The organism is Bradyrhizobium sp. 63_E2_N1_3, assembly GCF_052076005.1.
In the GTDB taxonomy this organism is placed as follows: Bacteria; Pseudomonadota; Alphaproteobacteria; order Rhizobiales; family Xanthobacteraceae; genus Bradyrhizobium; species Bradyrhizobium barranii.
Map to the genome: position 1 here is coordinate 4,203,890 of NZ_CP197235.1, position 21,837 is coordinate 4,225,726.

The window sequence follows — 21,837 nt, forward strand, 5'->3', positions numbered from 1 at the left end:
CCTGCGACTCCCCAAAACGAAAAGGCGCTCCTCGCGGAGCGCCTTTTGCTTGTCGCAGAGAGTTTGGGCCGCTTAGCCCGAATAGTACATGTCGAACTCGACCGGGTGCGGGGTCATTTCGAAGCGCTCGACCTCGGTCATCTTCAGCTCGATGTAGCTGTCGATGAAGTCGTCGTCGAACACGCCGCCGTTCTTGAGGAAGCCGCGGTCCTTGTCGAGGTTTTCGAGCGCCTCGCGGAGCGAGCCGCACACCGTCGGGATCTGCTTCAGCTCTTCCTTCGGCAGGTCGTAGAGGTCCTTGTCCATCGCCGGACCCGGATCGATCTTGTTCTTGATGCCGTCGAGGCCGGCCATCAGCATCGCGGCGAAGCCGAGATAGGGATTGGCGAGCGGATCGGGGAAGCGCACCTCGACACGCTTGGCCTTCGGCGAAGCGGTGTAGGGGATGCGGCAGGAGGCCGAGCGGTTGCGCGCGGAGTAGGCGAGCAGCACGGGGGCCTCATAGCCCGGGACCAGGCGCTTGTAGGAGTTGGTCGACGGGTTGGTGAAGGCGTTGATCGCCTTGGCGTGCTTGATGATGCCGCCGATGTAGTGAAGGCAGGTCTCCGACAGGTCGGCGTACTTGTTGCCGGCGAACACCGGCTTGCCGTCCTTCCAGATCGACTGGTGCACGTGCATGCCCGAGCCGTTGTCGCCATAGACCGGCTTCGGCATGAAGGTGGCGGTCTTGCCGTAGATGTGCGCGACCTGGTGGATGCAGTACTTGTAGATCTGCATGTGGTCGGCCATCAGCGTCAGCGTGTCGAACTTCATGCCGAGCTCGTGCTGGGCGGACGCGACTTCGTGGTGATGCTTCTCGACCTTGACGCCCATCTTGGCCATGGCGCCGAGCATTTCGGAGCGCATGTCCTGCACGGAGTCCTGCGGCGGCACCGGGAAGTAGCCGCCCTTGGTGCGGACGCGGTGGCCGAGATTGCCGCCTTCATATTCGGTGTCGGAGTTGGTCGGCAGCTCCGAGGAGTCGAGACGGAAGCCGGTGTTGTAGGGGTTGGCGGAGAAGCGCACGTCGTCGAACACGAAGAACTCGGCTTCGGGGCCGACGAACACGCTGTCGCCCACGCCCATCGACTTCACCATGGCCTCGGCCTTCTTGGCGATGCCGCGGGGGTCGCGGTTGTAGGGCTCGCCGGTGGTCGGCTCGAGCACGTCGCAGGTGATGACCATGGTGGTCTCGGCGAAGAACGGGTCGATCGTCGCGGTCACCGGATCCGGCATCAGGCACATGTCGGACTCGTTGATCGCCTTCCAGCCGGCGATCGAGGAGCCGTCGAACATCGTCCCTTCGGCGAAAATGTCCTCATCGATCATGCTGATGTCGAACGTCACGTGCTGCCACTTGCCGCGCGGATCGGTGAAGCGCAGGTCGACGTATTTGACGTCGTTGTCCTTGATCGATTTCAGGACGTCTTTGGCGGTCTTCATGCATACCCCTTTTGGCTCTGCGGGTCGGTTTCCAGGTGAGCAAGATTGTTCTCGCTTTTGGCGAGTTCGCGCGCGAGCGCACAAACAAAATCAGGCCGCCGAAGCAGCCTTTTTCTTGTCGGAGTGTCGCAAAATGCGGGATAGCACCCGGCTCAGATAGCGTCCAGCCCGGATTCGCCGGTCCGGATGCGGATCGCCTCTTCGATATTGGAGACGAAAATCTTGCCGTCGCCGATGCGCCCGGTCTGCGCGGCGCGGCGGATCGCGTCGATGGCGCGCTCGACCAGGTCGTCGCCGATCACGATCTCGATCTTCACCTTGGGGAGGAAATCGACGATGTATTCTGCGCCGCGGTAAAGCTCGGCGTGGCCCTTCTGCCGGCCAAAGCCCTTGGCCTCGGTCACGGTGATGCCTTGCAGGCCGACTTCCTGAAGCGCTTCCTTCACCTCGTCGAGCTTGAATGGCTTGATGATGGCTTCGATTTTCTTCACTGCGCGCCTCCCGGCCTTTCGATCAAATAGCAACGTCTTCGTCAGGATGCGCTTTTCTTAACGCACGATCTTGTCTTCGCTATGCCGGGATGCCTGACCAGCCCGGCAACAACGGCCGGCCACACCCTGATAGATTGCCAGTGAGCACGACGAACCGAAGCGGCTTCCTCGAAAGCAGGGTCTATGCCAAGTTGCAAATGCCCTGATTATTGGAGCGTTATCAGCCTTTTAACGCGCATCTCTGATAGGTGGAGCCGACTGGCTCAAAATACCGCAGACTACGAAATAGGCAATCGGTTCAATATCTGTGCAAATCGTTGTTCTGCCAGGTGGGTCTGTACGGAACGTGCCTGTTGAAAAGGCGTTTGGACCAGGGAAGTGGCATGGAAGTTCTGACCAACGCTGAAATGCAGCGCGCCGACCAGCTCAGTATTGCGGCAGGCACGCCCGGCTTCAAGCTGATGCTCAGCGCGGGGCAGGCGGTCGCGGAGGCCGCCAATGCGCTGGTGGAGGAGGGGCCGATCCTGATCGTGGCCGGTCCCGGCAACAATGGCGGCGACGGTTTTGTCGCAGCCGCCGAGCTCGCCGCGCAAGGGCGCGACGTCTCGGTGATCCTGATGTGCGAGCGCGACCAGCTCCAGGGTGACGCGGCCTCCGCGGCGCGCGGCTGGAAGCACCCGGTGCTGCCGTTCAATCCGCAGGCGATCGGCAAGCCCGCGCTGATCATCGATGCGCTGTTCGGCGCGGGCCTCAGTCGCCCGGTCGACGGCGAGGCGCATGCGATGATCGAAGCGATCAACGCCAACGGCGCCCCGGTGCTCGCGGTCGACCTGCCGAGCGGCATCAACGGCACCAGCGCAGCTGTGATGGGCGCGGCGGTGAACGCCACCGAGACCGTCACCTTCTTCCGCAAGAAGCCGGCGCATTTGCTGCTGCCCGGCCGTATGCATTGCGGCCACGTGCGCGTCGCCGACATCGGCATCGACGCACAGGTGCTGGACGAGATCGCGCCGCGGACCTTCGAGAACGATCCGGATTTCTGGGGCACCGCCTTTCCGGTGCCGCGCATCGACGGCCATAAATACGCACGGGGCCACGTGCTGGCGGTCTCGGGCGATGCCGCCGCGACCGGCGCAGCGCGGCTCGCCGCCCGTGGGGCTTTGCGGGCCGGAGCGGGCCTCGTGACGCTGGCGACCCCGCGCGATGCGCTCGCGATCAATGCCAGCGCGCTCACCGCGGTGATGGTTCGCGCCTGCGACACAGCGGTCGAATTCGGCGCGTTGCTCGGCGACAAACGCTACAACACCTGCCTGATCGGACCCGGCGCGGGCGTCGGCGATCGCACCTGCGATCTGGTCCACACGGCGCTTCACGCGCAGCGGCATCTGGTGCTGGACGCGGATGCGCTGACGAGCTTTGCCGCAAACCCCGAGCGGCTGTTTGAATCGATCAAGTCCTCTGAGGACAGTGCGGTCGTGCTGACGCCGCACGAGGGTGAATTTCCGCGCCTGTTCTCCGACCTCAGCAACAAACATCCGGGCCGCTCGAAGCTGGAGCGAGTCCGCGCCGCCGCCGAGCGCTGTGGTGCGGTCGTGCTGCTGAAGGGGCCGGATACCACCATCGCCGCGCCCGACGGGCGCGCCACCATCGCCGCCAACGCGCCGCCCTGGCTCGCCACCGCCGGCGCCGGCGACGTGCTCGCCGGCATCATCGCAGGACTTCTGGCGCAGGGCGTGCCGGCGTTCGAAGCCGCCAGCATCGGCGTCTGGATGCATGGCGAGGCGGGAAGCGAGGCGGGGCCCGGCCTGATCGCGGAGGACCTGACCGAGACGCTGCCGGCCGTGCACCGGCGGATCTATAATGCGCTCGGGGTGGAGTATTAGTGCTCAGGCTGCTCGCACTCACCGACATGGGCGAGGCCGCGCAGGTCCATCGGATTGCGTTTGACCGGGCGATGCCGTGGCTCGTTGGGCTGCACACACCTGACGAGGACAGCTGGTTCTACCGCGAGCGCGTTTTCACGACGTGCCGTGTGTGGGGACGGTTCGATGATGGCGTCCTGAGCGGGATCATCGCCTTCCGCGAAGGTTGGGTCGAGCAGCTCTATGTGCTTCCCGCCGCCCAGGGGCGCGGCGTCGGCACAGAACTCCTCGATGTCGCCAAGCGGGCCAGCGACCAGCTGGAGCTCTGGACCTTCGAGCGCAACGCGCCGGCGCGGCGCTTCTATGAGGCGCGCGGGTTCGCACTGGTTGAGCAGACCGACGGGGCGCGGAACGAGGAGCGGGAGCCTGATGCTCGCTACCTCTGGACGGGGCGGTAGCCGGTCACTCCACCGCGTACCAGCGCACCAGCCGCGGCGCGGCCCAGTCGGTCACGACGGCTTCAATCAGCCAGCGTCCGGGTGAGGTCGCCGCGAATGCGATCCGCTGGGTCTGGCCGGGCTCGATTGCGAGCGTGTCGAGCCAATAGGGTTTCCAGCCGTCGTCGAGCTTGTCGAGCAGGCGGAAATGGTGGCCGTGCAGGTGAAACACGGTCGTGACCGGTCCGGGGTTCTTGAGGGCCAGCACGACAGTGCGGCCGGTCCTGGCGCGGAAGGCGGGATTGGAGGAGACGGAGAAGCTTGCAGGCCGTGCCCAGCCGGCCTCGGGCGCGCCGAGCGCGACATCGAACCGCAGGGCGCCTTTGAGGTCGAGCTTCTCGGGGAGGTCGTTCGGGGGGAGCGGCTGTGGCGGCAACAGCGGCGCGCGCCGCTCGAGCCTGCCTGATATCGTGAGGCTCCCGAGCTGGCGCGCCTCCTTGCCGTCATGCAACAGGAATGGGGCCGATGTGGCCGCATCCACGAAGGCGTCGGCGCGTGCGCCGGGGGCGAGCACCAGGGCGCCGTTGCGCGCCGGGAATGGCTCGGCCGGCTGTCCGTCCAGGGCCATCACCTGGACCTCGTGGCCTTCCAATTTGATCGCCAGAACAGAACGTTGCGAGCCGTTGATAAAGCGCAGCCGCAGCCGCTCGCCGGCTGCGGCTGAGAGTTCGAATGAAGTCCGGCCATTGAGGGTAAAGAGCGGTGTCGTGTCCCCGGGGGCGCGGCCGGGCGGAAGCGCGGTCCCATCGGGCCGTAGCCGCCATTCCTCGATCAACAAGACCTCGTCGCGGTCGACGGCGACGCGATTTGTCTCGCCGGCGATGATCGGAAGCGGGCGCGCGGGCAGCTTCAGACCGTCTTCGAAGAGGCGGAAGTCGGCTGCCAGAGTTCCTGCATTTGGTATTGAAACAATTGAGGTTTCGGTCACATCCGGCGCGGTCGGCGTACGCCCTCGCAACGGGTCGGCCGCGGCCGGGCCATTCAGGCCGTACCAGACTGGCGCAAGCGGGACAGGCAGGTCGTTCCGAAAGACCACCTCGCAGCGGTCGCCTCGCTTGAGACGGACGTTGCCGATATGGCTTACGGCGGCCAGCTCCCAGATCGGTGTCGCCGGCTGACCCGGCCTGAGCGCCAGGGTTGCCGGCCTTGCCTGCAGGGCAAGCTGGGCGGTGACAGCGGGGCTTGCGCCGCCGGCGATCAACCCGGCTGCGGGGGCTCCAAGTCCGGCTGCAAGTCCAGCTCCAAGTCCGGCCAAAACCTCACGCCGGGTCGGGTCAGAGATCCGCGTTTTCATGGCTCGATGCGGACCATGAAGCGCTGGATAAGTCCAGCCGTCGCGCCTACTTAAAGCCTGTCTCTATCGGGCCATTTTTTTGCTGCGAACAGTCAGGCACATGCTATAAGCCCGGCCGCCCGCGGCATCGCGGCCGGTCTTGATGCAAATTCACGCGGGCGTGGCGGAACTGGTAGACGCGCTGGATTTAGGTTCCAGTGACGAAAGTTGTGGGGGTTCGAGTCCCTCCGCCCGCACCAAGCGCTTTCAGCGTTTGCACGGATTACCGAAGGGCTGCTTCCTCACGGAGTGTTTCCGGCGGAAGTGGTCCGATGAACCACCGGCGTTGAGGCGTCTTGCCTCGCGCCGGTTCGATTAATGACAGCGTCCCGACGCATGCGTGCCGGGGCCGAGCGAGAAGAAGATTGGACGCCATGCAGGTCACAGAAACCCTCTCGGAAGGTTTGAAGCACGAGTTCAAGATCAGCGTTCCCGCGTCTGATCTCGACGCCAAGGCTGGTGCCAAACTCGTCGATCTCAAGGACAAGGTCCGCATCAACGGCTTCCGCCCCGGCAAGGTGCCGGTCGCTCACCTGAAGAAGGTCTATGGCCGCTCGGTGATGGCCGAGACCATCGACCAGACCATCCGCGACACCAACACGCAGCTGTTCTCCGACCGTGGCTTCAAGCTTGCGACCGAGCCGAAGATCACCATGCCGAGCGAGCAGGCCGAGGTCGAGGAACTGCTCAACGGCAAGACCGATCTGACCTACACGGTCGCGATCGAAGTGGTGCCCGCGATCGCGCTCGCCGACTTCAAGAGCTTCCAGGTCGAGAAGCCCGTCGCTGACGTGTCCGACACCGATGTCGACGAAGCCATCAAGCGCATCGCCGACAGCAACCGCGGCTATGCGGCCAAGGCCGAGGGCGCCAAGGCCGAGTCGGGCGACCGCGTCACCATCAACTTCAAGGGCACCATCAACGGCGAAGTCTTCGAGGGCGGCACCGGCGAGGGCATCCAGGTAGCGATCGGTTCCAATACCTTCATCCCCGGCTTCGAGGAGCAGCTCACCGGCATCGGCGCGGGCGAGACGCGCACGCTGAAAGTGTCGTTCCCCAAGAACTACATGAACGACAAGCTCGCCGGCCAGCCGGCCGAGTTCGAGACCACCGCGACCTCGATCGAGGCGCCGCAGGACGTCGCGATCGATGACGAGTTCGCCAAGACGCTGGGCCTCGAATCGCTGGACAAGCTGAAGGAAGCCGCGCGCGAGCGTCTGGCTGCCGAGTTCGCCGGCGCGACGCGCCAGCGCGTCAAGCGTGCGCTGCTCGACCGCCTCGACGAGGCGCATCGCTTCGAAGCGCCGCCGTCGCTCGTCGACGAGGAGTTCAATCTGATGTGGAACTCGGTCAAGGCCGAGATGGATTCGGCCGGCAAGACCTTCGCGGACGAGGATACCACCGAAGACAAGGCCAAGGACGAGTACCGCAAGATCGCCGACCGCCGCGTTCGGCTCGGCCTCGTGCTGTCCGAGATCGGCGAGAAGAACAAGATCACCGTGACCGACGACGAGGTCGGCCGCGCCGTGATCGAGCGCGCTCGCTCGATGCCGGGCCGCGAGAAGGAAGTCTGGGACTATTACCGCAGCAACGCCCAGGCGTTGGCCCAGCTTCGTGCACCGATCTACGAGGACAAGGTCGTCGACTTCATCCTCGAGCTCGCCAACGTGACCGAGAAGAAGGTCTCGCGCGAGGACCTGTACAAGGACGAGGACGCGGAAAAGACCGCAGCCTGAAGGCTCTAGAGCGTTTTCGAGCGAAGTGGATACCGGTTCGCGTAAAGAAAACGCGTCAAACTAGAATCTAGAGCCCCGTTCCGATTCAATCGGAACGGGGCTCTAGGAAAGCCTTCCATTAAGGATGATCATCAAAGGGGCTCGGCTAGCCATCTGGCTGGCTGGGCCTGTTTGCGAGAATCAGCTTCAAGTGCCCGGTGGACTAAGCCTTAATTCGCTCCGCACTTGTCTGGCGCGAATTGGGCTATATCTGTCGGTACGCCCTGTACCCAAGTCTTATACCAAGCGTTCTACCTCTACCCACTTCCTGCATCACTGGCGTCCATCGGCCTTCCGGCAGATCCAGCTAAACTGGCAGCCAAGACTGGCAATGTCCGCCTCCTAAAACCCTAGGTGACTCATGCGCGATCCGGTTGAAACCTACATGAACCTCGTGCCCATGGTGGTCGAGCAGACCAACCGTGGCGAGCGCGCCTACGACATCTTCTCGCGCCTGTTGAAGGAGCGCATCATTTTCCTGACCGGGCCGGTCGAGGACGGCATGTCGACGCTGGTGGTCGCGCAGCTCCTGTTCCTTGAAGCGGAAAATCCGAAGAAGGAAATCTCGATGTACATCAACTCGCCGGGCGGCGTGGTGACGTCGGGCCTCGCGATCTACGACACCATGCAGTTCATCCGCCCGCCGGTCTCGACGCTGTGCACGGGCCAGGCCGCCTCGATGGGCTCGCTGCTGCTCTGCGCCGGCGAGAAGGACATGCGCTTCTCGCTGCCGAACGCGCGCATCATGGTGCATCAGCCCTCCGGCGGCTTCCAGGGCCAGGCCACCGACATCATGCTGCACGCGCAGGAAATCCTGAACCTGAAGAAGCGGCTCAACGAGATCTACGTGAAGCACACCGGTCAGACCTACAAGACGATCGAGGACGCGCTGGAGCGCGATAAGTTCCTGACCGCGAACGACGCCAAGGAGTTCGGCCTGGTCGACAGGGTCATCGACAAGCGCGCCGAAGAGCCGGCGGCGAAACCGCAGTAACGCGAACGGGGCTGCAACATCGATCCCTGGAATACCTATCGGGATTTCTCGAGATCGTCAGGGCGACGTTCACGTTAACGGCGCACTACGCGGCGGCGCAAAAAACAGTCTTGCGCCCCGCGACAGGCAGAAAGTTCCGCTTTCGTGCTTGTTTTTCGTGGCAATCCAGCAACTCCGGGGCGATTTCGATCACTTCGTCCGTGCCAAGACGTGAAATCACGGTATTGTCACGGGTAGCCAGCGCCCCCTCGATTAGCGAATTCTTGATAGTCGGGTGACAGCATGGTTGGCTACGATTGATCGGCTATGATCGCGGAGAGTCGAGTGACCGTGATTCGCACGGGATGTAACGCGTAGGGTCTTTTTTGGTACGGAATTTGCTCTATTTGAACTTCATACGGCATGCGTGCCGGAATGGAGCGATCGAGCGGAGCGGGATCGAACCGCGGACGGAGACATGAATGAGTAAGGTCGGCACGAGCGACTCCAAGAACACGCTGTATTGCTCGTTCTGCGGCAAGAGCCAGCACGAAGTCCGCAAACTGATCGCGGGTCCCACGGTCTTCATCTGCGACGAGTGCGTTGAGCTCTGCATGGACATCATCCGCGAGGAGAACAAATCCTCGCTCGTGAAGTCGCGCGACGGCATTCCGACGCCGAAGGAAATCTGCAAGGTCCTGGACGATTACGTCATCGGCCAGAGCCATGCGAAGAAGGTCCTGTCGGTCGCGGTGCACAATCACTACAAGCGCCTCAACCACCAGACCAAGCACAACGACGTCGAGCTCGCGAAGTCGAACATCCTGCTGATCGGTCCGACCGGTTCGGGCAAGACGCTGCTCGCGCAGACGCTCGCCCGCATCCTGGACGTGCCGTTCACGATGGCCGACGCAACGACGCTGACCGAAGCCGGCTATGTCGGTGAGGACGTCGAGAACATCATCCTGAAGCTGCTCCAGGCCGCCGACTACAATGTCGAGCGCGCCCAGCGCGGCATCGTCTACATCGACGAAATCGACAAGATTAGCCGCAAGTCTGACAATCCCTCGATCACGCGCGACGTGTCGGGTGAGGGCGTGCAGCAGGCGCTGCTGAAGATCATGGAGGGCACGGTGGCTTCGGTCCCGCCGCAGGGCGGCCGCAAGCATCCGCAGCAGGAGTTCCTGCAGGTGGATACCACCAACATCCTGTTCATCTGCGGCGGTGCGTTCGCCGGCCTCGAGAAGATCATCTCGGCGCGCGGGCGGTCGACCTCGATCGGCTTCGCCGCCCAGGTGCTCGCGCCGGAGGATCGCCGTACCGGCGAGATCTTCCGCCACGTCGAGCCTGAGGACCTCCTGAAGTACGGTCTCATCCCCGAATTCGTCGGCCGTCTGCCGGTCGTGGCGACGCTCGAGGATCTGGACGAGACCTCGCTGAAGAAGATCCTCACCGAGCCGAAGAACGCGCTGGTGAAACAGTACCAGCGGCTGTTCGAGATGGAGAACATCGAGCTGACCTTCGCCGACGAGGCGCTTGGCGCGGTCGCCCGCAAGGCGATCGAGCGCAAGACCGGCGCGCGTGGTCTGCGTTCGATCCTCGAGGCGATCCTGCTCGAGACCATGTTCGACCTGCCGGGCCTGGAAGGTGTGGAAGAAGTCGTGATTTCGCGCGAAGTCGTGGAAGGTACGGCCCGTCCGCTCTACATCTACGCCGATCGGTCCGATCGCGCCGTCGAGAACGCCAGCGCCTGATTTTCGGCGCTGGAACGCTCCAATCGTCTTTGATAGTAGCGGCTGCGGAATGGTTCTCCGCAGCCGATGTTGCGTCGCTTATACGCGTGCGTAAGCGCCTGATGGCGCGCGTCTTTCAATGACTTGACACCCCCCCGGTCGATAGCCACCTAATGTCGGCGGCGAGCGAGAATTCTCTTCAAGATTCGCCTCAGTTCCGATCCGGCAAGCCCGGTCCAACCTTCGAATGGTAGGCCGGTTTTCTGGATCACCTCGGCACCTTGTGGCGGTTGCGCATGAGCATGGCGGGCTGCGTGCAAGGGGGCAAAGCAAAAGGAAAAGGCCATGACTAATCCAAAACCCCGGCCAACCATCGTCCATGGCGAAACGCACGCCTATCCCGTGCTGCCGCTGCGCGACATCGTCGTCTTCCCGCACATGATCGTTCCGCTCTTCGTCGGTCGCGAGAAGTCGATCCGCGCGCTCGAAGAGGTGATGAAGAACGACGCGCTGATCATGCTCGCGACGCAGAAGAACGCGTCCGACGATGATCCGGCGCCCGATGCCATTTACGAGACCGGTACGCTCGCCAGCGTGCTTCAGCTCTTGAAGCTTCCCGACGGCACCGTGAAGGTGCTGGTCGAAGGGCTCGAGCGTGCGCGCGTGCAGAAATACACCGATCGCAGCGAGTACTACGAAGCGACCGCGATTGCGCTCGCCGACACCGATGCGAAGTCGGTCGAGGCGGAGGCACTGTCGCGCTCGGTCGTGTCCGATTTCGAAAGCTATGTGAAGCTCAACAAGAAGATCTCGGCCGAGGTCGTCGGGGTCGTGCAGGCGATCACCGATTTCGCCAAGCTCGCCGACACCGTTGCCTCGCATCTCGCCGTCAAGATTGCGGATCGCCAGCAAATCCTGGAGACGCTGTCGGTCACCACGCGCCTCGAGAAGGTGCTGGGCCTGATGGAGAGCGAGATCTCGGTGCTGCAGGTCGAGAAGCGCATCCGCTCGCGCGTCAAGCGCCAGATGGAGAAGACCCAGCGCGAGTATTATCTCAACGAGCAGATGAAGGCGATCCAGAAGGAGCTCGGCGACGACGACGGTCGCGACGAACTCGCCGATCTCGAAGAGAAGATCTCCAAGACCAAGCTCTCCAAGGAAGCGCGCGAGAAGGCGCAGCATGAGTTGAAGAAGCTGCGCCAGATGTCGCCGATGTCCGCGGAAGCGACCGTCGTGCGCAACTATCTGGATTGGCTGCTGTCGATCCCGTGGAACAAGAAGTCCAAGGTGAAGAAGGATCTGGAATCGGCGCAGGCGGTTCTGGATGCCGATCACTACGGGCTGGAGAAGGTCAAGGACCGTATCGTCGAGTATCTCGCGGTGCAGTCGCGCGCCAACAAGCTGACGGGCCCGATCCTGTGCCTCGTCGGACCGCCCGGCGTCGGCAAGACCTCGCTCGGCAAGTCGATCGCGAAGGCGACCGGACGTGAGTTCGTGCGCGTCTCGCTCGGCGGCGTGCGCGACGAGGCCGAGATCCGCGGTCATCGCCGCACCTATATCGGTTCGATGCCCGGCAAGATCATCCAGTCGATGCGGAAGGCGAAGTCGTCCAATCCGCTGTTCCTGCTGGACGAGATCGACAAGATGGGCGCCGATTTCCGCGGCGATCCGTCTTCGGCGCTGCTCGAGGTCCTCGACCCCGAGCAGAATGGGACCTTCAACGACCACTACCTCGAGGTCGACTACGATCTGTCCAATGTGATGTTCATCACGACCGCGAATACGCTCAATATTCCGGGGCCGCTGATGGACCGCATGGAGATCATCCGGATCGCGGGCTACACCGAGAACGAGAAGGTCGAGATCGCGCGCAAGCATCTGATCCCGAACGCGGTGTCCAAGCACGGCCTGGACTCCAAGGAGTTCTCGATCGACGACGACGCGCTGCTGCTGTTGATCCGCCGCTACACCCGCGAAGCGGGCGTGCGTAATCTGGAGCGTGAGCTCTCCACACTCGCCCGCAAGGCGGTGAAGGAGCTGATGATCTCCAAGAAGAAGTCGGTCAAGGTCACCGAGAAGACTCTGGAAGAGCTTCTGGGCGTGCCGAAGTACCGCTACGGCGAGATCGAGAGCGAGCCGCAGGTTGGCATCGTCACGGGCCTTGCATGGACCGATGTCGGCGGTGAGCTCTTGACCATCGAAGGCGTCATGATGCCCGGCAAGGGCAAGATGACGGTCACGGGCAATCTGCGCGACGTGATGAAGGAATCGATCTCGGCGGCGGCGTCCTACGTGCGCTCGCGTGCGATCGTCTACGGCATCGAGCCGCCGCTGTTCGACCGGCGCGACATCCACGTGCACGTGCCGGAAGGCGCGACGCCGAAGGACGGTCCGTCGGCGGGCGTGGCAATGGCCACCGCGATCATCTCGGTCATGACCGGCATTCCGGTCCGCCACGATGTCGCGATGACCGGCGAGATCACGCTGCGCGGCCGTGTGCTGCCGATCGGCGGCCTGAAGGAGAAGCTGCTGGCTGCTGCCCGCGGCGGCATCAAGATGGTGCTGATCCCCGAGGACAACGCCAAGGATCTCACGGAGATTTCCGATGCGATCAAGGGCGGCATGGAGATCATCCCGGTGTCGCGACTGGACGACGTCGTCGCCAAGGCGCTGGTGAAGAAGCCGGTGCCGATCGTCTGGGAAGAGGACACCAAGGTGACGGTGAAGCCGGACGGGGACGAGGCCGCCGGCGGACTGACCGCTCACTGAGGTTCAGCGAAAGATGATAAAACGGCGCCTTCGGGCGCCGTTTTTGTTTTGGGGGCAGGGGATCAGGGCGATGCAGATCGACGGGCAGTGCCATTGCGGGCAGATCACCTTTGAGGCCGAGATTGACCCCGAGACGGTGTCGGTCTGCCATTGCCGCGACTGCCTGACGGGATCGCCGTTCCGGGTGACCGCGATCTGCACCAAGGCCGACGTCAGGCTGACCAGCGGCACGCCAAAAGTCTACGGCAAGCGCGGCGACAACGGCCGGATGCGCTTCCAGCACTTCTGCGCCGACTGCGGTTCCCCGCTGTTCACCAGCGGCGAGGGCGACCAGGCTGACGATTGGGGCATCCGCTGGGGCTCAATCCGCCAGCGCGACAAATTGCGGCCCGTCAGGCAGATCTGGTGCCAGTCGGCGGCGGTGTGGATCGACACGGTGCCGTTGCTGCCGGGCCGACCGCAGGATTAGGCTGGATTGCCAAGCCGAAGCTCGCCGCAAAAAGCCCGCCTTCGCCCGTTGGCATTCGGCGTGGCAGCCTGCGTCGCTGCGCGAGCGCAGGCTGGTGGGCGGTCACGGATTCGAACCGCGGACCCTCTCGGTGTAAACGAGATGCTCTAACCAGCTGAGCTAACCGCCCCAAGGCGCCTCTTTAGCCCTCCCGCGGGTGTTCGAGCAAGGCCCGAACGCATCGCAAACAGGGCTCGAGCAAGATCGCCTTTGTGATGATTGTCACAGGCGTCCGCCCGCGAGTCGGCCAATGTCCACCGCAATTCACGATGGAGGGGTCGCCAATGTGTGCTCTGCTGGACCTCATCTACCGACATTGTTGCCGGGCGTGTTTGCGCGAAGCGCGACGCATGAGCCGCCGCGGCTCGATCATTCCAATTTGGTAGTCCCGGCTGACGGCGCGCCGATTTGGCCGCTGGCGGCTGTCCTGCCTCGTTGCGCCTGGCATCGGACGCCCACGAGCCGCCCTCCAAGGGTCCAAAATTGCCCTTTTTCGGTCATCTTTTTGATCGCCATCCGAACCAACGTTACGGCTCCCTGTGGCAGCGTGGAGTATCGGCGTGATGAGTGATCTTCGCATCAAGCTGGAAAGGTACGAGTCGAAAGCCGCCCACTGCATGAAAGCGGCTCAAGAAGCTCCTGATGAGGCCGGTCGGGCCTTCTACGAGGAGCTTGCCAACTATTACGACGAGCTGGCAGCCGACTTTCGCCGCGTCCTCGCCAAGCGAACCGGAGTTTCGCTCGCGGCCGAATGATCCGGCGTAGCGCAGGTCGGCAGTTGAAGACCTCGGCGGTCCGTCAACCTCTGACGCCGTGTCGTGCGGCGTGAACGCAAGAACGTCTCGCTGACAGGTGGACCGAACAGGCCGCCTCAGTTGACGGCGTCCTTGCTTTTCGGCATCGGGGTCTTTCGACCAAGCTGCCGGAGGGGATCCATGGAACAGCCAAGCGGACACGCAGAGAATGCCGACCAGATCGCTTATTGGAACGGTCCGAGCGGGCAGCGCTGGGCCGATCGGCACGCTGCCCAGGAGAGCCTGCTCGGACCCATCGCCGACGTGCTGATCGATCGTGCTAGGCCGAAGCCGGGCGAGCGCGTGCTCGATGTCGGCTGCGGCTCCGGCGCGACGACGTTCGCGTTCGCGAAGGCTGTCGCGCCTGATGGCTTCGCGCTCGGCCTCGACGTCTCCGATCCCATGCTGTCGCAGGCGCGCGCGTTTGCGCCAAAAGGCCTGCCGCTCGATTTCGTGCTGGCGGATGCGACGGTGCATCCGTTCGAGCCGGCGAGCTTTGACCTGCTGGCATCGCGCTTCGGCGTGATGTTCTTCGCCGATCCCATTGCGTCCTTCACCAACCTCCGCCGCGCGCTGAAGCCGACCGGACGGCTCGCCTTCGCCTGCTGGCGCGAGCCGAAGGAAAACCCGTGGATGATGGCGCCGCTGATGGCGGTCTACAAACATGTCCCGAAGATGCCGCCGGTCGGGCCGGAGGAGCCGGGCCCGTTCGCCTTCGCCTCGGAAGAGCGCGTGATGCGCATCCTCAAGGGCGCGGGCTTCGTGGACGTGGCGATGGAGCCGCACAATCTCGCGATGGATGTCGCCATCGGCGGCGGGCTCGATGCCGCCGTGGACGGCGCGCTCCAGATCGGCCCGGCCAGCCGCGCGCTCCAGGGCCATCCGCCGGAGACGTACGAGGCCGCAAAAGCCTCGATCCGCGAGATGCTGGCGCCGTTCATGAAGGGACAAAGCGTAGCGCTGCGGGGCGCGATCTGGATCGTGACGGCGAAGGCGGCGTAAGGCGCCGCTCTCTCTCCACGTCGTCATTGCGAGGAGCGATGCGACGAAGCAATCCAGACTGCCTCGTCGGAGACAGTCTGGATTGCTTCGCTTCGCTCGCAATGACGATGGGGAGGCGTTGTGCCCATTACACCACATCATCCGGCGCCAGTGCGCACCCGTTATCCGGATGCGTCTCGATCTGGAGCGTGGTGTGGCCGATGCGGAAGGACGCCCTCAGCATCTGCGCCGTCTCCATCAGGAATGCATCGCCGGCTCCGGTGGGCATGACGAGATGGCAGGTCAGTGCCGTCTCGGTGGTCGAGATCGGCCAGACGTGGAGGTCGTGGATTCCCGAGACGCCGGGCCGCTCCAGCAGAAAGATCCTGATCGCGGCGATGTCGGTGCCCCTGGGCGCCGCAGCCATCGACATGTCGATGGAGCCGCGCAGCAGGCTGGTGGTGCTCCAGAGGATGGTGGCGCAGATGACGAGGCTGGTGACGGGATCGAGCCAGAGCCAGCCGGTCCAGATGATCAGCGCCGCCGAGATCACGACGCCAAGCGAGACCGCTGCGTCGGCCGCCATGTGCAGATAGGCGCCCTCGATGTTGATGTCGTCCTTGCGTCCGCGCGCGAACAGCATGGCGGTAAAACCGTTGATGAGGATGCCGATACCGGCGACCACCATCACGGTGACGCCTGCGACCGGCTCCGGCTCGCGCAGCCGCAAGATCGCCTCCCAGCCGATCGCGCCGGTCGCGACCAGCAGGAACACCGCATTCGCAAGTGCCGCCAGGATGGTGGAGGCGCGAAAGCCATAGGTGAAGCGGCCGCTCGGCGCGCGCCGTGCCGCGATCGATGCGCACCAGGCCACGACCAGGCCGAGCACGTCGCTGAGATTATGGCCGGCATCAGCGAGGAGCGCGGTGGAGTTGCCGATATAGCCGTAGATCGCCTCGGCCACGACCAGCGCGGTGTTGAGCGAAATGCCGATCGCGAATGCCGTGCCGAAATTGGCGGGCGCATGGACATGCGCGTGGCCAGAACCGTGGTTATGCCTGTGATCATGCCCGTGGCCGGCATGATCATGGTGGTGATGACCGTGATGGTCGTGGCTGCCCAAATCTAGCGCTCCCCGGACGCCGCCAAATCAGGCGCCATTGTAGGCGTTTCGGTGTCCGCGTCACGCCGGAACAGCGCATAGAGCGCCGGCAGCACCAGCAGCGTCAGCACGGTCGAGGAGATGATGCCGCCGATCACCACGGTCGCCAGCGGACGCTGCACCTCGGCGCCGGCGCCGGTGGCGAGCGCCATCGGCACGAAGCCGAGGGAGGCGACCAGCGCGGTCATCAGCACCGGGCGCAGCCGCGTCAGCGCACCCTCGCGCACCGCGTCGGCAACGGGGCGCCCCTCGCTGCGCAGCCGCTCGATGAAGGCGATGATGACGAGGCCGTTGAGAACGGCCACGCCCGACAATGCGATGAAGCCGACACCGGCGCTGATCGACAGCGGGATTTCGCGCAGCAGAAGCGCCGCGACGCCGCCCGTCAACGCCAGCGGCACGCCGGAGAACACCAGAGCCGCATCCGCCGCCGATCCCATGCCCATGAACAGCAGCAGGAACACCAGCAGGAGCGCCACCGGTACCACGATCATCAGCCGCTTAGTGGCGGAGACCAGCTGCTCGAACTGTCCGCCCCAGCCGATCCAGTAGCCGGGCGGCAGCTTGACCTTCTCGGCGACGGCGGCTTCCGCCTCGCTCACGAAGGAACCGAGATCGCGCGCGCGGACATTGGCGGTGACGACGATGCGCCGCTTGCCGTTCTCACGGCTGATCTGGTTGGGACCGGGCGTCGCATCGACGGTTGCGACCGACGACAGCGGGACATAGCGCATCTGGGCAAGGGGAGAGGCGGTCAGCGCTGTTCGAACGGCGGTGCCGCCTGCTGCTTCCTCGCTCGGCGGCAGCGGGATCGGGATGGCCCGGATCGCGTCGAGATTGCCGCGCAGATGTTCCGGCAGGCGCACGACGATGTCGAAACGGCGGTCGCCCTCGAACAGCTTGCCTGCCGATTTGCCACCGACCGCGATCTCGACGATGCCCTGTACCTCGCCGATGCTGAGCCCGTAGCGGGCGAGCGCCTGGCGGTCGAGCCGGACGGTGAGGATCGGCAGGCCCGAGACCTGCTCGATCTTGACGTCGCTGGCGCCGCGGATGCCGCGGATTGCGGCCTCGACCTGCTTTGCGGCGCCCTGGAGGATGTCGAGGTCGTCGCCGAAGACCTTGATACCGACGTCGCTGCGCACGCCGGAGATCAGCTCGTTGACACGGAACTGGATCGGCTGGGAGATTTCATAGGCACTGCCGGGAATGTCGTCGGCGGCGTGGTCGATGGCCTCGATCACCTCCGATTTCGGCTTGCCCGGGTCGGGCCATTCCGCGCGCGGCTTCAGCATGATGTAGCCGTCTGTTTGCGCCGGCGACATCGGGTCGGTCGCGATCTCGGCGGTGCCGATGCGGGTGAAGAATTCCTTCACCTCGGGAATCTCCTTGATGCGCTTTTCCAGCGCCTTTTGCAGATCCAGCGACTGCGTGAGGCTGGTGCCGGGAATCCGGATCGAGGCCAGCGCGACGTCGCCTTCGTCCAGGCTCGGGATGAACTCGCCGCCCATGCGCGCGGCGGCAATGCCGCTTGCGATCACGATGACGGCGGCCATGACGGTGACCGCGACCCGATTGTCGATCGCGAGGCGGAGCAGGGGGAGATAAATGCGCTTCGCCACCCGCATGAACAGGTTTTCGTGTTCGGACACCTTGCCGGTGACGAAGATGGCAACCGCCGCCGGCACGAAGGTGATGGAGAACAGCACCGCGGCGCCGAGTGCCATCAGCACGGTCAGCGCCATCGGCGTGAACATCTTGCCCTCGACGCCGGTCAGCGTCAGCACGGGCAGGTAGACAACGGCAATGATCAGCGTTCCGAACAAGCTCGGCTTGATGACCTCGCGCGACCCGCGCAGGATCGCGCGCAGCCGTTCGGGGGTGGAGAGCAGCCCGCCCTTCTGGCGCTGCGCCTCAGCGAGCATGCGCAGGCAGTTCTCGACGATGATTACGGCGCCGTCGACGATGATGCCGAAATCGATCGCCCCCAGGCTCATCAGGTTCGCGCTGACTTTTGTTTCGACCATGCCGGTGATCGTCATGGCCATGGAGAGCGGAATGACGCAGGCCACCACGAGCGCGGCGCGGATGTTTCCGAGGATCAGGAACAGCACGGCCACGACCAGGGCCGCACCTTCCAGGAGGTTGTTTTCGACCGTGCGGATGGTGGCCTCGACCAGATGGGTGCGGTCGTAGACGGTCCGGGTCACGACGCCGTCGGGCAGCGATTTGGCGATCTCGTCGAGACGGGCTGCGACGCGGCGCGCCACGCTGCGGCTGTTCTCGCCGATCAGCAGCATGGCGGTGCCGAGCACGGTTTCCTCGCCGTCGCGCGTCGCCGCTCCCGTGCGGAGGTCTCGGCCTTCCTTGACGGTGGCGACATCCCTGATCCTGACGGGATTGCCGCCCCGCGAGCCGATCACGATGTCCTGGATCTCGCTGATGTTGCCGACCTGGCCCGGGGAGCGCACGAGATACTGCTCGCCGTTGCGTTCGATATAGCCGGCGCCGACATTGGCGTTGTTGGCGGCGAGCGCCGTCATGACGTCGCGAAAGCCGAGCCGGTAGGCCATCAGCTTGCCGGGGTCCGGCAGCACGTGGAACTGCCGCTCGAACCCGCCGATGGTGTTGACCTCGATCACCCCGGGCACGTTGCGAAGCTGCGGCCGGATGATCCAGTCCTGCACGGTGCGCAGATCGGTCAGCGAATAGTCGTGACCGCCTTGCGTCTTCGCGCCCGCCTTTGCCTCGACGGTGTACATGAAGATTTCGCCCAGGCCGGTCGAGACCGGGCCCATCGCGACCTCGACGCCCGCCGGAAGCTGATCCTTCACCTGCTGGATGCGCTCGCCCACGAGCTGGCGGGCAAAATAGATGTCGGTGCCGTCCTTGAACACGACCGTCACCTGGCTCAGGCCGTAGCGCGACAGCGAGCGGGTGTAATCGAGCTTCGGCAGGCCGCCCATCGCGGTCTCGACGGGGAAGGTGATGCGCTGCTCGGTTTCGAGCGGCGAGTAGCCGGGCGCGCGGGTGTTGATCTGGACCTGGACGTTGGTGATGTCAGGGACAGCATCGATCGGCAGGCGCTGGAAATTCCACGCTCCGAAAGCGACGGCGCCGAGCGCGAGCACAAGGACCAGCCAGCGCTGTTGAAGCGAGACGGCGATGAGGCGCTCAATCATGTTCCGCCTCGCCCTTGCCCATCTCCGCCTTCACGACAAAACTATTCTCCGCGACGTAATGCTCGCCGGCCGAAAGACCCGCCTTGATCTCGACATGGCGCGGATCGGAATCCCCGAGCTCCACGGGACGCGCCTCGATCTTGTCGCCGTCCTCGCGGACGAACACAATGGTCCTGTTCTCCAGCGTCTGGATCGCACTTCGGCGCACGGCGACCGCGACGTTGCGCGCGGCGAGGATCAGCCGCGCCGTGACGAACAGACCGGGACGCAGGCGTCCGTCCGGATTTGGCAGCACCACGCGGGCGAGCGCGGTCTGGGTCTCGCTGCTGCCGATCGGCGCCATGTAGGAGATCGTGCCCTTGATCTCGCCGCGGCCGTCGTCGGGATCGATCAGCACCTCGTCGTTGAGGCGGACGCGCCGGAGGTCCTGCCGGTAGATCGACAGGTCGACCCAGATCGTCGAGAGGTCGGCCACCACGAAGGCCGGCTTCTGCTCGGAGGCGTATTCGCCGAGCGAGATCTGCCGCTCGATGATGGTGCCGGCGATCGGCGCCTTCAGCTCGTAGACGGTGAGGCTCTGGTTGCTCTCGATCGCGGCGAGCAGATCGTCCTTGCCGACCCTGTCGCCGATGCGCTTCTGGATCGATTTGGCGACCCCCGGAAAGCGCGGCGTCACCTGCACGACGGCTTCCTGGTTGGCGCGCAAGATGCCGTTGAAGGACAGCGTATCGGTCAGCGTCGCACTCCCGGCCTCCGCCAGCGTGACACCGGCGGCCGCCAGCTTGACGTCGGAGATGCGGATGCGGTCGGCGCCGTGCTCGTCCTGCTCGACATGGTCGTTCGGCTTCTTCTGTTCGGAATGCTCGGCATGCTCGGTGTGCGTGACCCCGGCAGGGGCGAGCAGGGAATAGCCGTAAGCGCCGAGTGCTGCGGCAAGGATGGCAATGACGATGGTGGAGGATGTTTTCATCGCGCGCTCTCCCGGGCCAGCGCAAAGGGATTGCCGACGAGGCCTTCGATGGTCGCAACGCCGGCATGGAAGTTCTGCAGCGCCTCCTGCTCGCGCAGCCGCGCCTGGGTGACGCTCGCCTGGGCGTCGAGCACTTCGAGCAGCGAGAAGCGGCCCTGGCCGTAGCCCTGCGCGATCGCTTCGGAGGCTTCCGTGGCTTTCGGAATCGCGGTCTCGCGCAGCACCGCGAGCTCGCGCAGCGAGCCCTGGAGCGAGTCGTAGGCGCGGCCGGCGACAACGATCAGCGTGTTGCGGTTGGCCTCGCGCTCCGCCCTGGTCTTGGCGAGGCTTTCCTGCGCCGAGAGGATGTTGCCCTGGTTCTGGTCGAACACGGGAATCGGCACCGAGACGGTGAGGCGCACCGCGTCGTCATTGGTCTCGTTGAAATGGCGCCATCCCGCCGCGATCCGCGCGTCGGGATAGGGCCTTAAGCGCGCCATCAACAGCTCGGCGTTGCGCTGGGCATAGACCGCGGTCCAGCGCACCAGCTGCGGATTGGCATCGATGGCGGCGACGACCGACTGGAACGTCGGCGTCTTTCCCGTGGTGTCGAGCCGGCCGGAGACCTCGCCGAATTTTGCCGCGGGATCCCCCATCAGCACCGCAAGCTCGCGCCGGGCGCTCGCCAGCGTTGCCTTGAAGCGTTCGCGGTCGGCCTTCACCAGGGCGGACGCCACCTCGGCGCGGCCGGTCTCGGCCGGCGAGGAGGCGCCGGCCTCGACGCGGCGGCGCAGCAGCGGCGTCAGCCGGTCGATCGCGGCGATCTGCTCGTCGAGGATCTGGATGCGCCGCTGCGCGCCGAGCACGCTGAGGAAGGCGATCGCAGTCTCCGACAGCACCTCCAGCCTGACCGCCTTGCGCTGGATCGCGGCCACCTCGATGCCGGCGGCGCCTGCGGCGATCCGCGCATCACGCTTGCCGAACAGCTCGAAGGCCTGGCTGATCTGGAGCGTGGTCTCGGCCGATCTCGTGCCGCGATAGATGCCCGACCCGAACGAATTGTCCTGCTCATAGGACAGCTCCGGATTGAGCAGCGCGCCGGCCTGGATGCGCTGCCCCGTGGCGATGCCGACGTCGCGCTCTGCCGCGGTGAGCCGCGGGCTCGCGGCCAGCGCGCGCGACAGCGCGCTCCGCATCGTCAGCGTCTGGGCGTGCGTGTGCTGCGTCAGCCAGGGGCTGACGAAAATCGCCATCGCGCACGCCAGGCGCGCGGCAGTCCGTCTGCAAGACATGAAGGTGACCTGTGAACAATCGTATCGTGGGCGCGCAGGCGCCCGGCTGATCAG

The 21,837-nt window shown here is 64.7% G+C and carries 16 protein-coding genes and 2 tRNA genes; 10 read left to right on the forward strand and 8 right to left on the reverse strand.

The window, feature by feature from the left end:
• Positions 1 to 72: 72 nt before the first annotated feature.
• Both glnA and AB7531_RS20000 read right to left on the reverse strand, forming a co-directional pair.
• Positions 73 to 1,482 (reverse strand): type I glutamate--ammonia ligase, encoded by a 1,410-nt coding sequence (glnA, locus tag AB7531_RS19995; RefSeq protein WP_063982953.1) that lies wholly within the window; start codon positions 1,480 to 1,482, stop codon positions 73 to 75.
• Positions 1,483 to 1,634: 152 nt separating this feature from the next.
• Entirely contained in the window at positions 1,635 to 1,973 is a 339-nt protein-coding gene (locus AB7531_RS20000; protein WP_007603495.1) for a P-II family nitrogen regulator, read from the reverse strand.
• A gap of 383 nt (positions 1,974 to 2,356) precedes the next feature.
• On the opposite strand from AB7531_RS20000, the gene AB7531_RS20005 reads away from it, so the two are divergent.
• Positions 2,357 to 3,856, forward strand: coding sequence for a bifunctional ADP-dependent NAD(P)H-hydrate dehydratase/NAD(P)H-hydrate epimerase (locus AB7531_RS20005; protein WP_063982954.1), 1,500 nt, complete (start codon positions 2,357 to 2,359; stop codon positions 3,854 to 3,856).
• A complete protein-coding gene (locus AB7531_RS20010; protein WP_063982955.1) occupies positions 3,856 to 4,293 on the forward strand; it encodes a GNAT family N-acetyltransferase in 438 nt (145 codons plus the stop codon). Before AB7531_RS20005 ends, AB7531_RS20010 begins: the two co-directional genes overlap by 1 nt.
• A 4-nt stretch (positions 4,294 to 4,297) precedes the next feature.
• Here AB7531_RS20010 and AB7531_RS20015 read toward each other — a convergent pair whose 3' ends face one another.
• Positions 4,298 to 5,626 (reverse strand): multicopper oxidase family protein, encoded by a 1,329-nt coding sequence (locus AB7531_RS20015; RefSeq protein WP_063982956.1) that lies wholly within the window; start codon positions 5,624 to 5,626, stop codon positions 4,298 to 4,300.
• Positions 5,627 to 5,780: 154 nt separating this feature from the next.
• Here AB7531_RS20015 and AB7531_RS20020 point away from each other — a divergent pair.
• From AB7531_RS20020 to AB7531_RS20045, 6 genes are all read left to right on the forward strand, one after another.
• Positions 5,781 to 5,865, forward strand: a tRNA-Leu gene (locus AB7531_RS20020).
• Positions 5,866 to 6,039: 174 nt separating this feature from the next.
• The gene (tig, locus tag AB7531_RS20025; RefSeq protein WP_063982957.1) at positions 6,040 to 7,401 is read left to right on the forward strand and encodes a trigger factor; all 1,362 of its coding nucleotides are present in this window, start codon (positions 6,040 to 6,042) and stop codon (positions 7,399 to 7,401) included.
• A 400-nt stretch (positions 7,402 to 7,801) separates the two neighbouring features.
• Positions 7,802 to 8,434: an ATP-dependent Clp protease proteolytic subunit gene (locus AB7531_RS20030; RefSeq protein ID WP_063982958.1), complete on the forward strand. Its 633-nt coding sequence runs from the start codon at positions 7,802 to 7,804 to the stop codon at positions 8,432 to 8,434.
• A 461-nt stretch (positions 8,435 to 8,895) separates the two neighbouring features.
• Positions 8,896 to 10,167, forward strand: coding sequence for an ATP-dependent Clp protease ATP-binding subunit ClpX (gene clpX, locus AB7531_RS20035; RefSeq protein ID WP_014494834.1), 1,272 nt, complete (start codon positions 8,896 to 8,898; stop codon positions 10,165 to 10,167).
• Between the two features lie 324 nt (positions 10,168 to 10,491).
• The gene (lon, locus tag AB7531_RS20040; RefSeq protein ID WP_063982959.1) at positions 10,492 to 12,915 is read left to right on the forward strand and encodes an endopeptidase La; all 2,424 of its coding nucleotides are present in this window, start codon (positions 10,492 to 10,494) and stop codon (positions 12,913 to 12,915) included.
• Between the two features lie 70 nt (positions 12,916 to 12,985).
• A complete protein-coding gene (locus AB7531_RS20045) occupies positions 12,986 to 13,384 on the forward strand; it encodes a GFA family protein (protein WP_063982960.1) in 399 nt (132 codons plus the stop codon).
• Positions 13,385 to 13,476: 92 nt separating this feature from the next.
• Here the strand turns inward: AB7531_RS20045 and AB7531_RS20050 are convergent.
• Positions 13,477 to 13,553 (reverse strand) — tRNA-Val (locus AB7531_RS20050).
• Between the two features lie 433 nt (positions 13,554 to 13,986).
• On the opposite strand from AB7531_RS20050, the gene AB7531_RS20055 reads away from it, so the two are divergent.
• Positions 13,987 to 14,178, forward strand: a complete 192-nt coding sequence (locus AB7531_RS20055; RefSeq protein WP_014494837.1) for a hypothetical protein — start codon at positions 13,987 to 13,989, stop codon at positions 14,176 to 14,178.
• Between the two features lie 180 nt (positions 14,179 to 14,358).
• Positions 14,359 to 15,219, forward strand: a complete 861-nt coding sequence (locus AB7531_RS20060) for a class I SAM-dependent methyltransferase (RefSeq protein WP_063982961.1) — start codon at positions 14,359 to 14,361, stop codon at positions 15,217 to 15,219.
• Between the two features lie 127 nt (positions 15,220 to 15,346).
• On the opposite strand, the gene AB7531_RS20065 is transcribed toward AB7531_RS20060, so the two are convergent.
• The 4 genes from AB7531_RS20065 to ihpA are packed head-to-tail and all read right to left on the reverse strand — an operon-like array spanning position 15,347 to position 21,783.
• On the reverse strand, positions 15,347 to 16,321 hold the full coding sequence (locus AB7531_RS20065) for a cation diffusion facilitator family transporter (protein ID WP_166342025.1): 975 nt from the start codon (positions 16,319 to 16,321) through the stop codon (positions 15,347 to 15,349).
• A gap of 2 nt (positions 16,322 to 16,323) precedes the next feature.
• Positions 16,324 to 19,542: an efflux RND transporter permease subunit gene (locus AB7531_RS20070; protein ID WP_063982963.1), complete on the reverse strand. Its 3,219-nt coding sequence runs from the start codon at positions 19,540 to 19,542 to the stop codon at positions 16,324 to 16,326.
• Positions 19,535 to 20,512, reverse strand: a complete 978-nt coding sequence (ihpB, locus tag AB7531_RS20075; protein WP_063982964.1) for a divalent metal ion exporter adaptor subunit IhpB — start codon at positions 20,510 to 20,512, stop codon at positions 19,535 to 19,537. Before ihpB ends, AB7531_RS20070 begins: the two co-directional genes overlap by 8 nt.
• Positions 20,509 to 21,783: a divalent metal ion exporter subunit IhpA gene (gene ihpA / locus AB7531_RS20080; RefSeq protein WP_063982965.1), complete on the reverse strand. Its 1,275-nt coding sequence runs from the start codon at positions 21,781 to 21,783 to the stop codon at positions 20,509 to 20,511. The genes ihpB and ihpA overlap by 4 nt, the downstream gene beginning before the upstream one ends.
• Between the last annotated feature and the right edge of the window lie 54 nt (positions 21,784 to 21,837).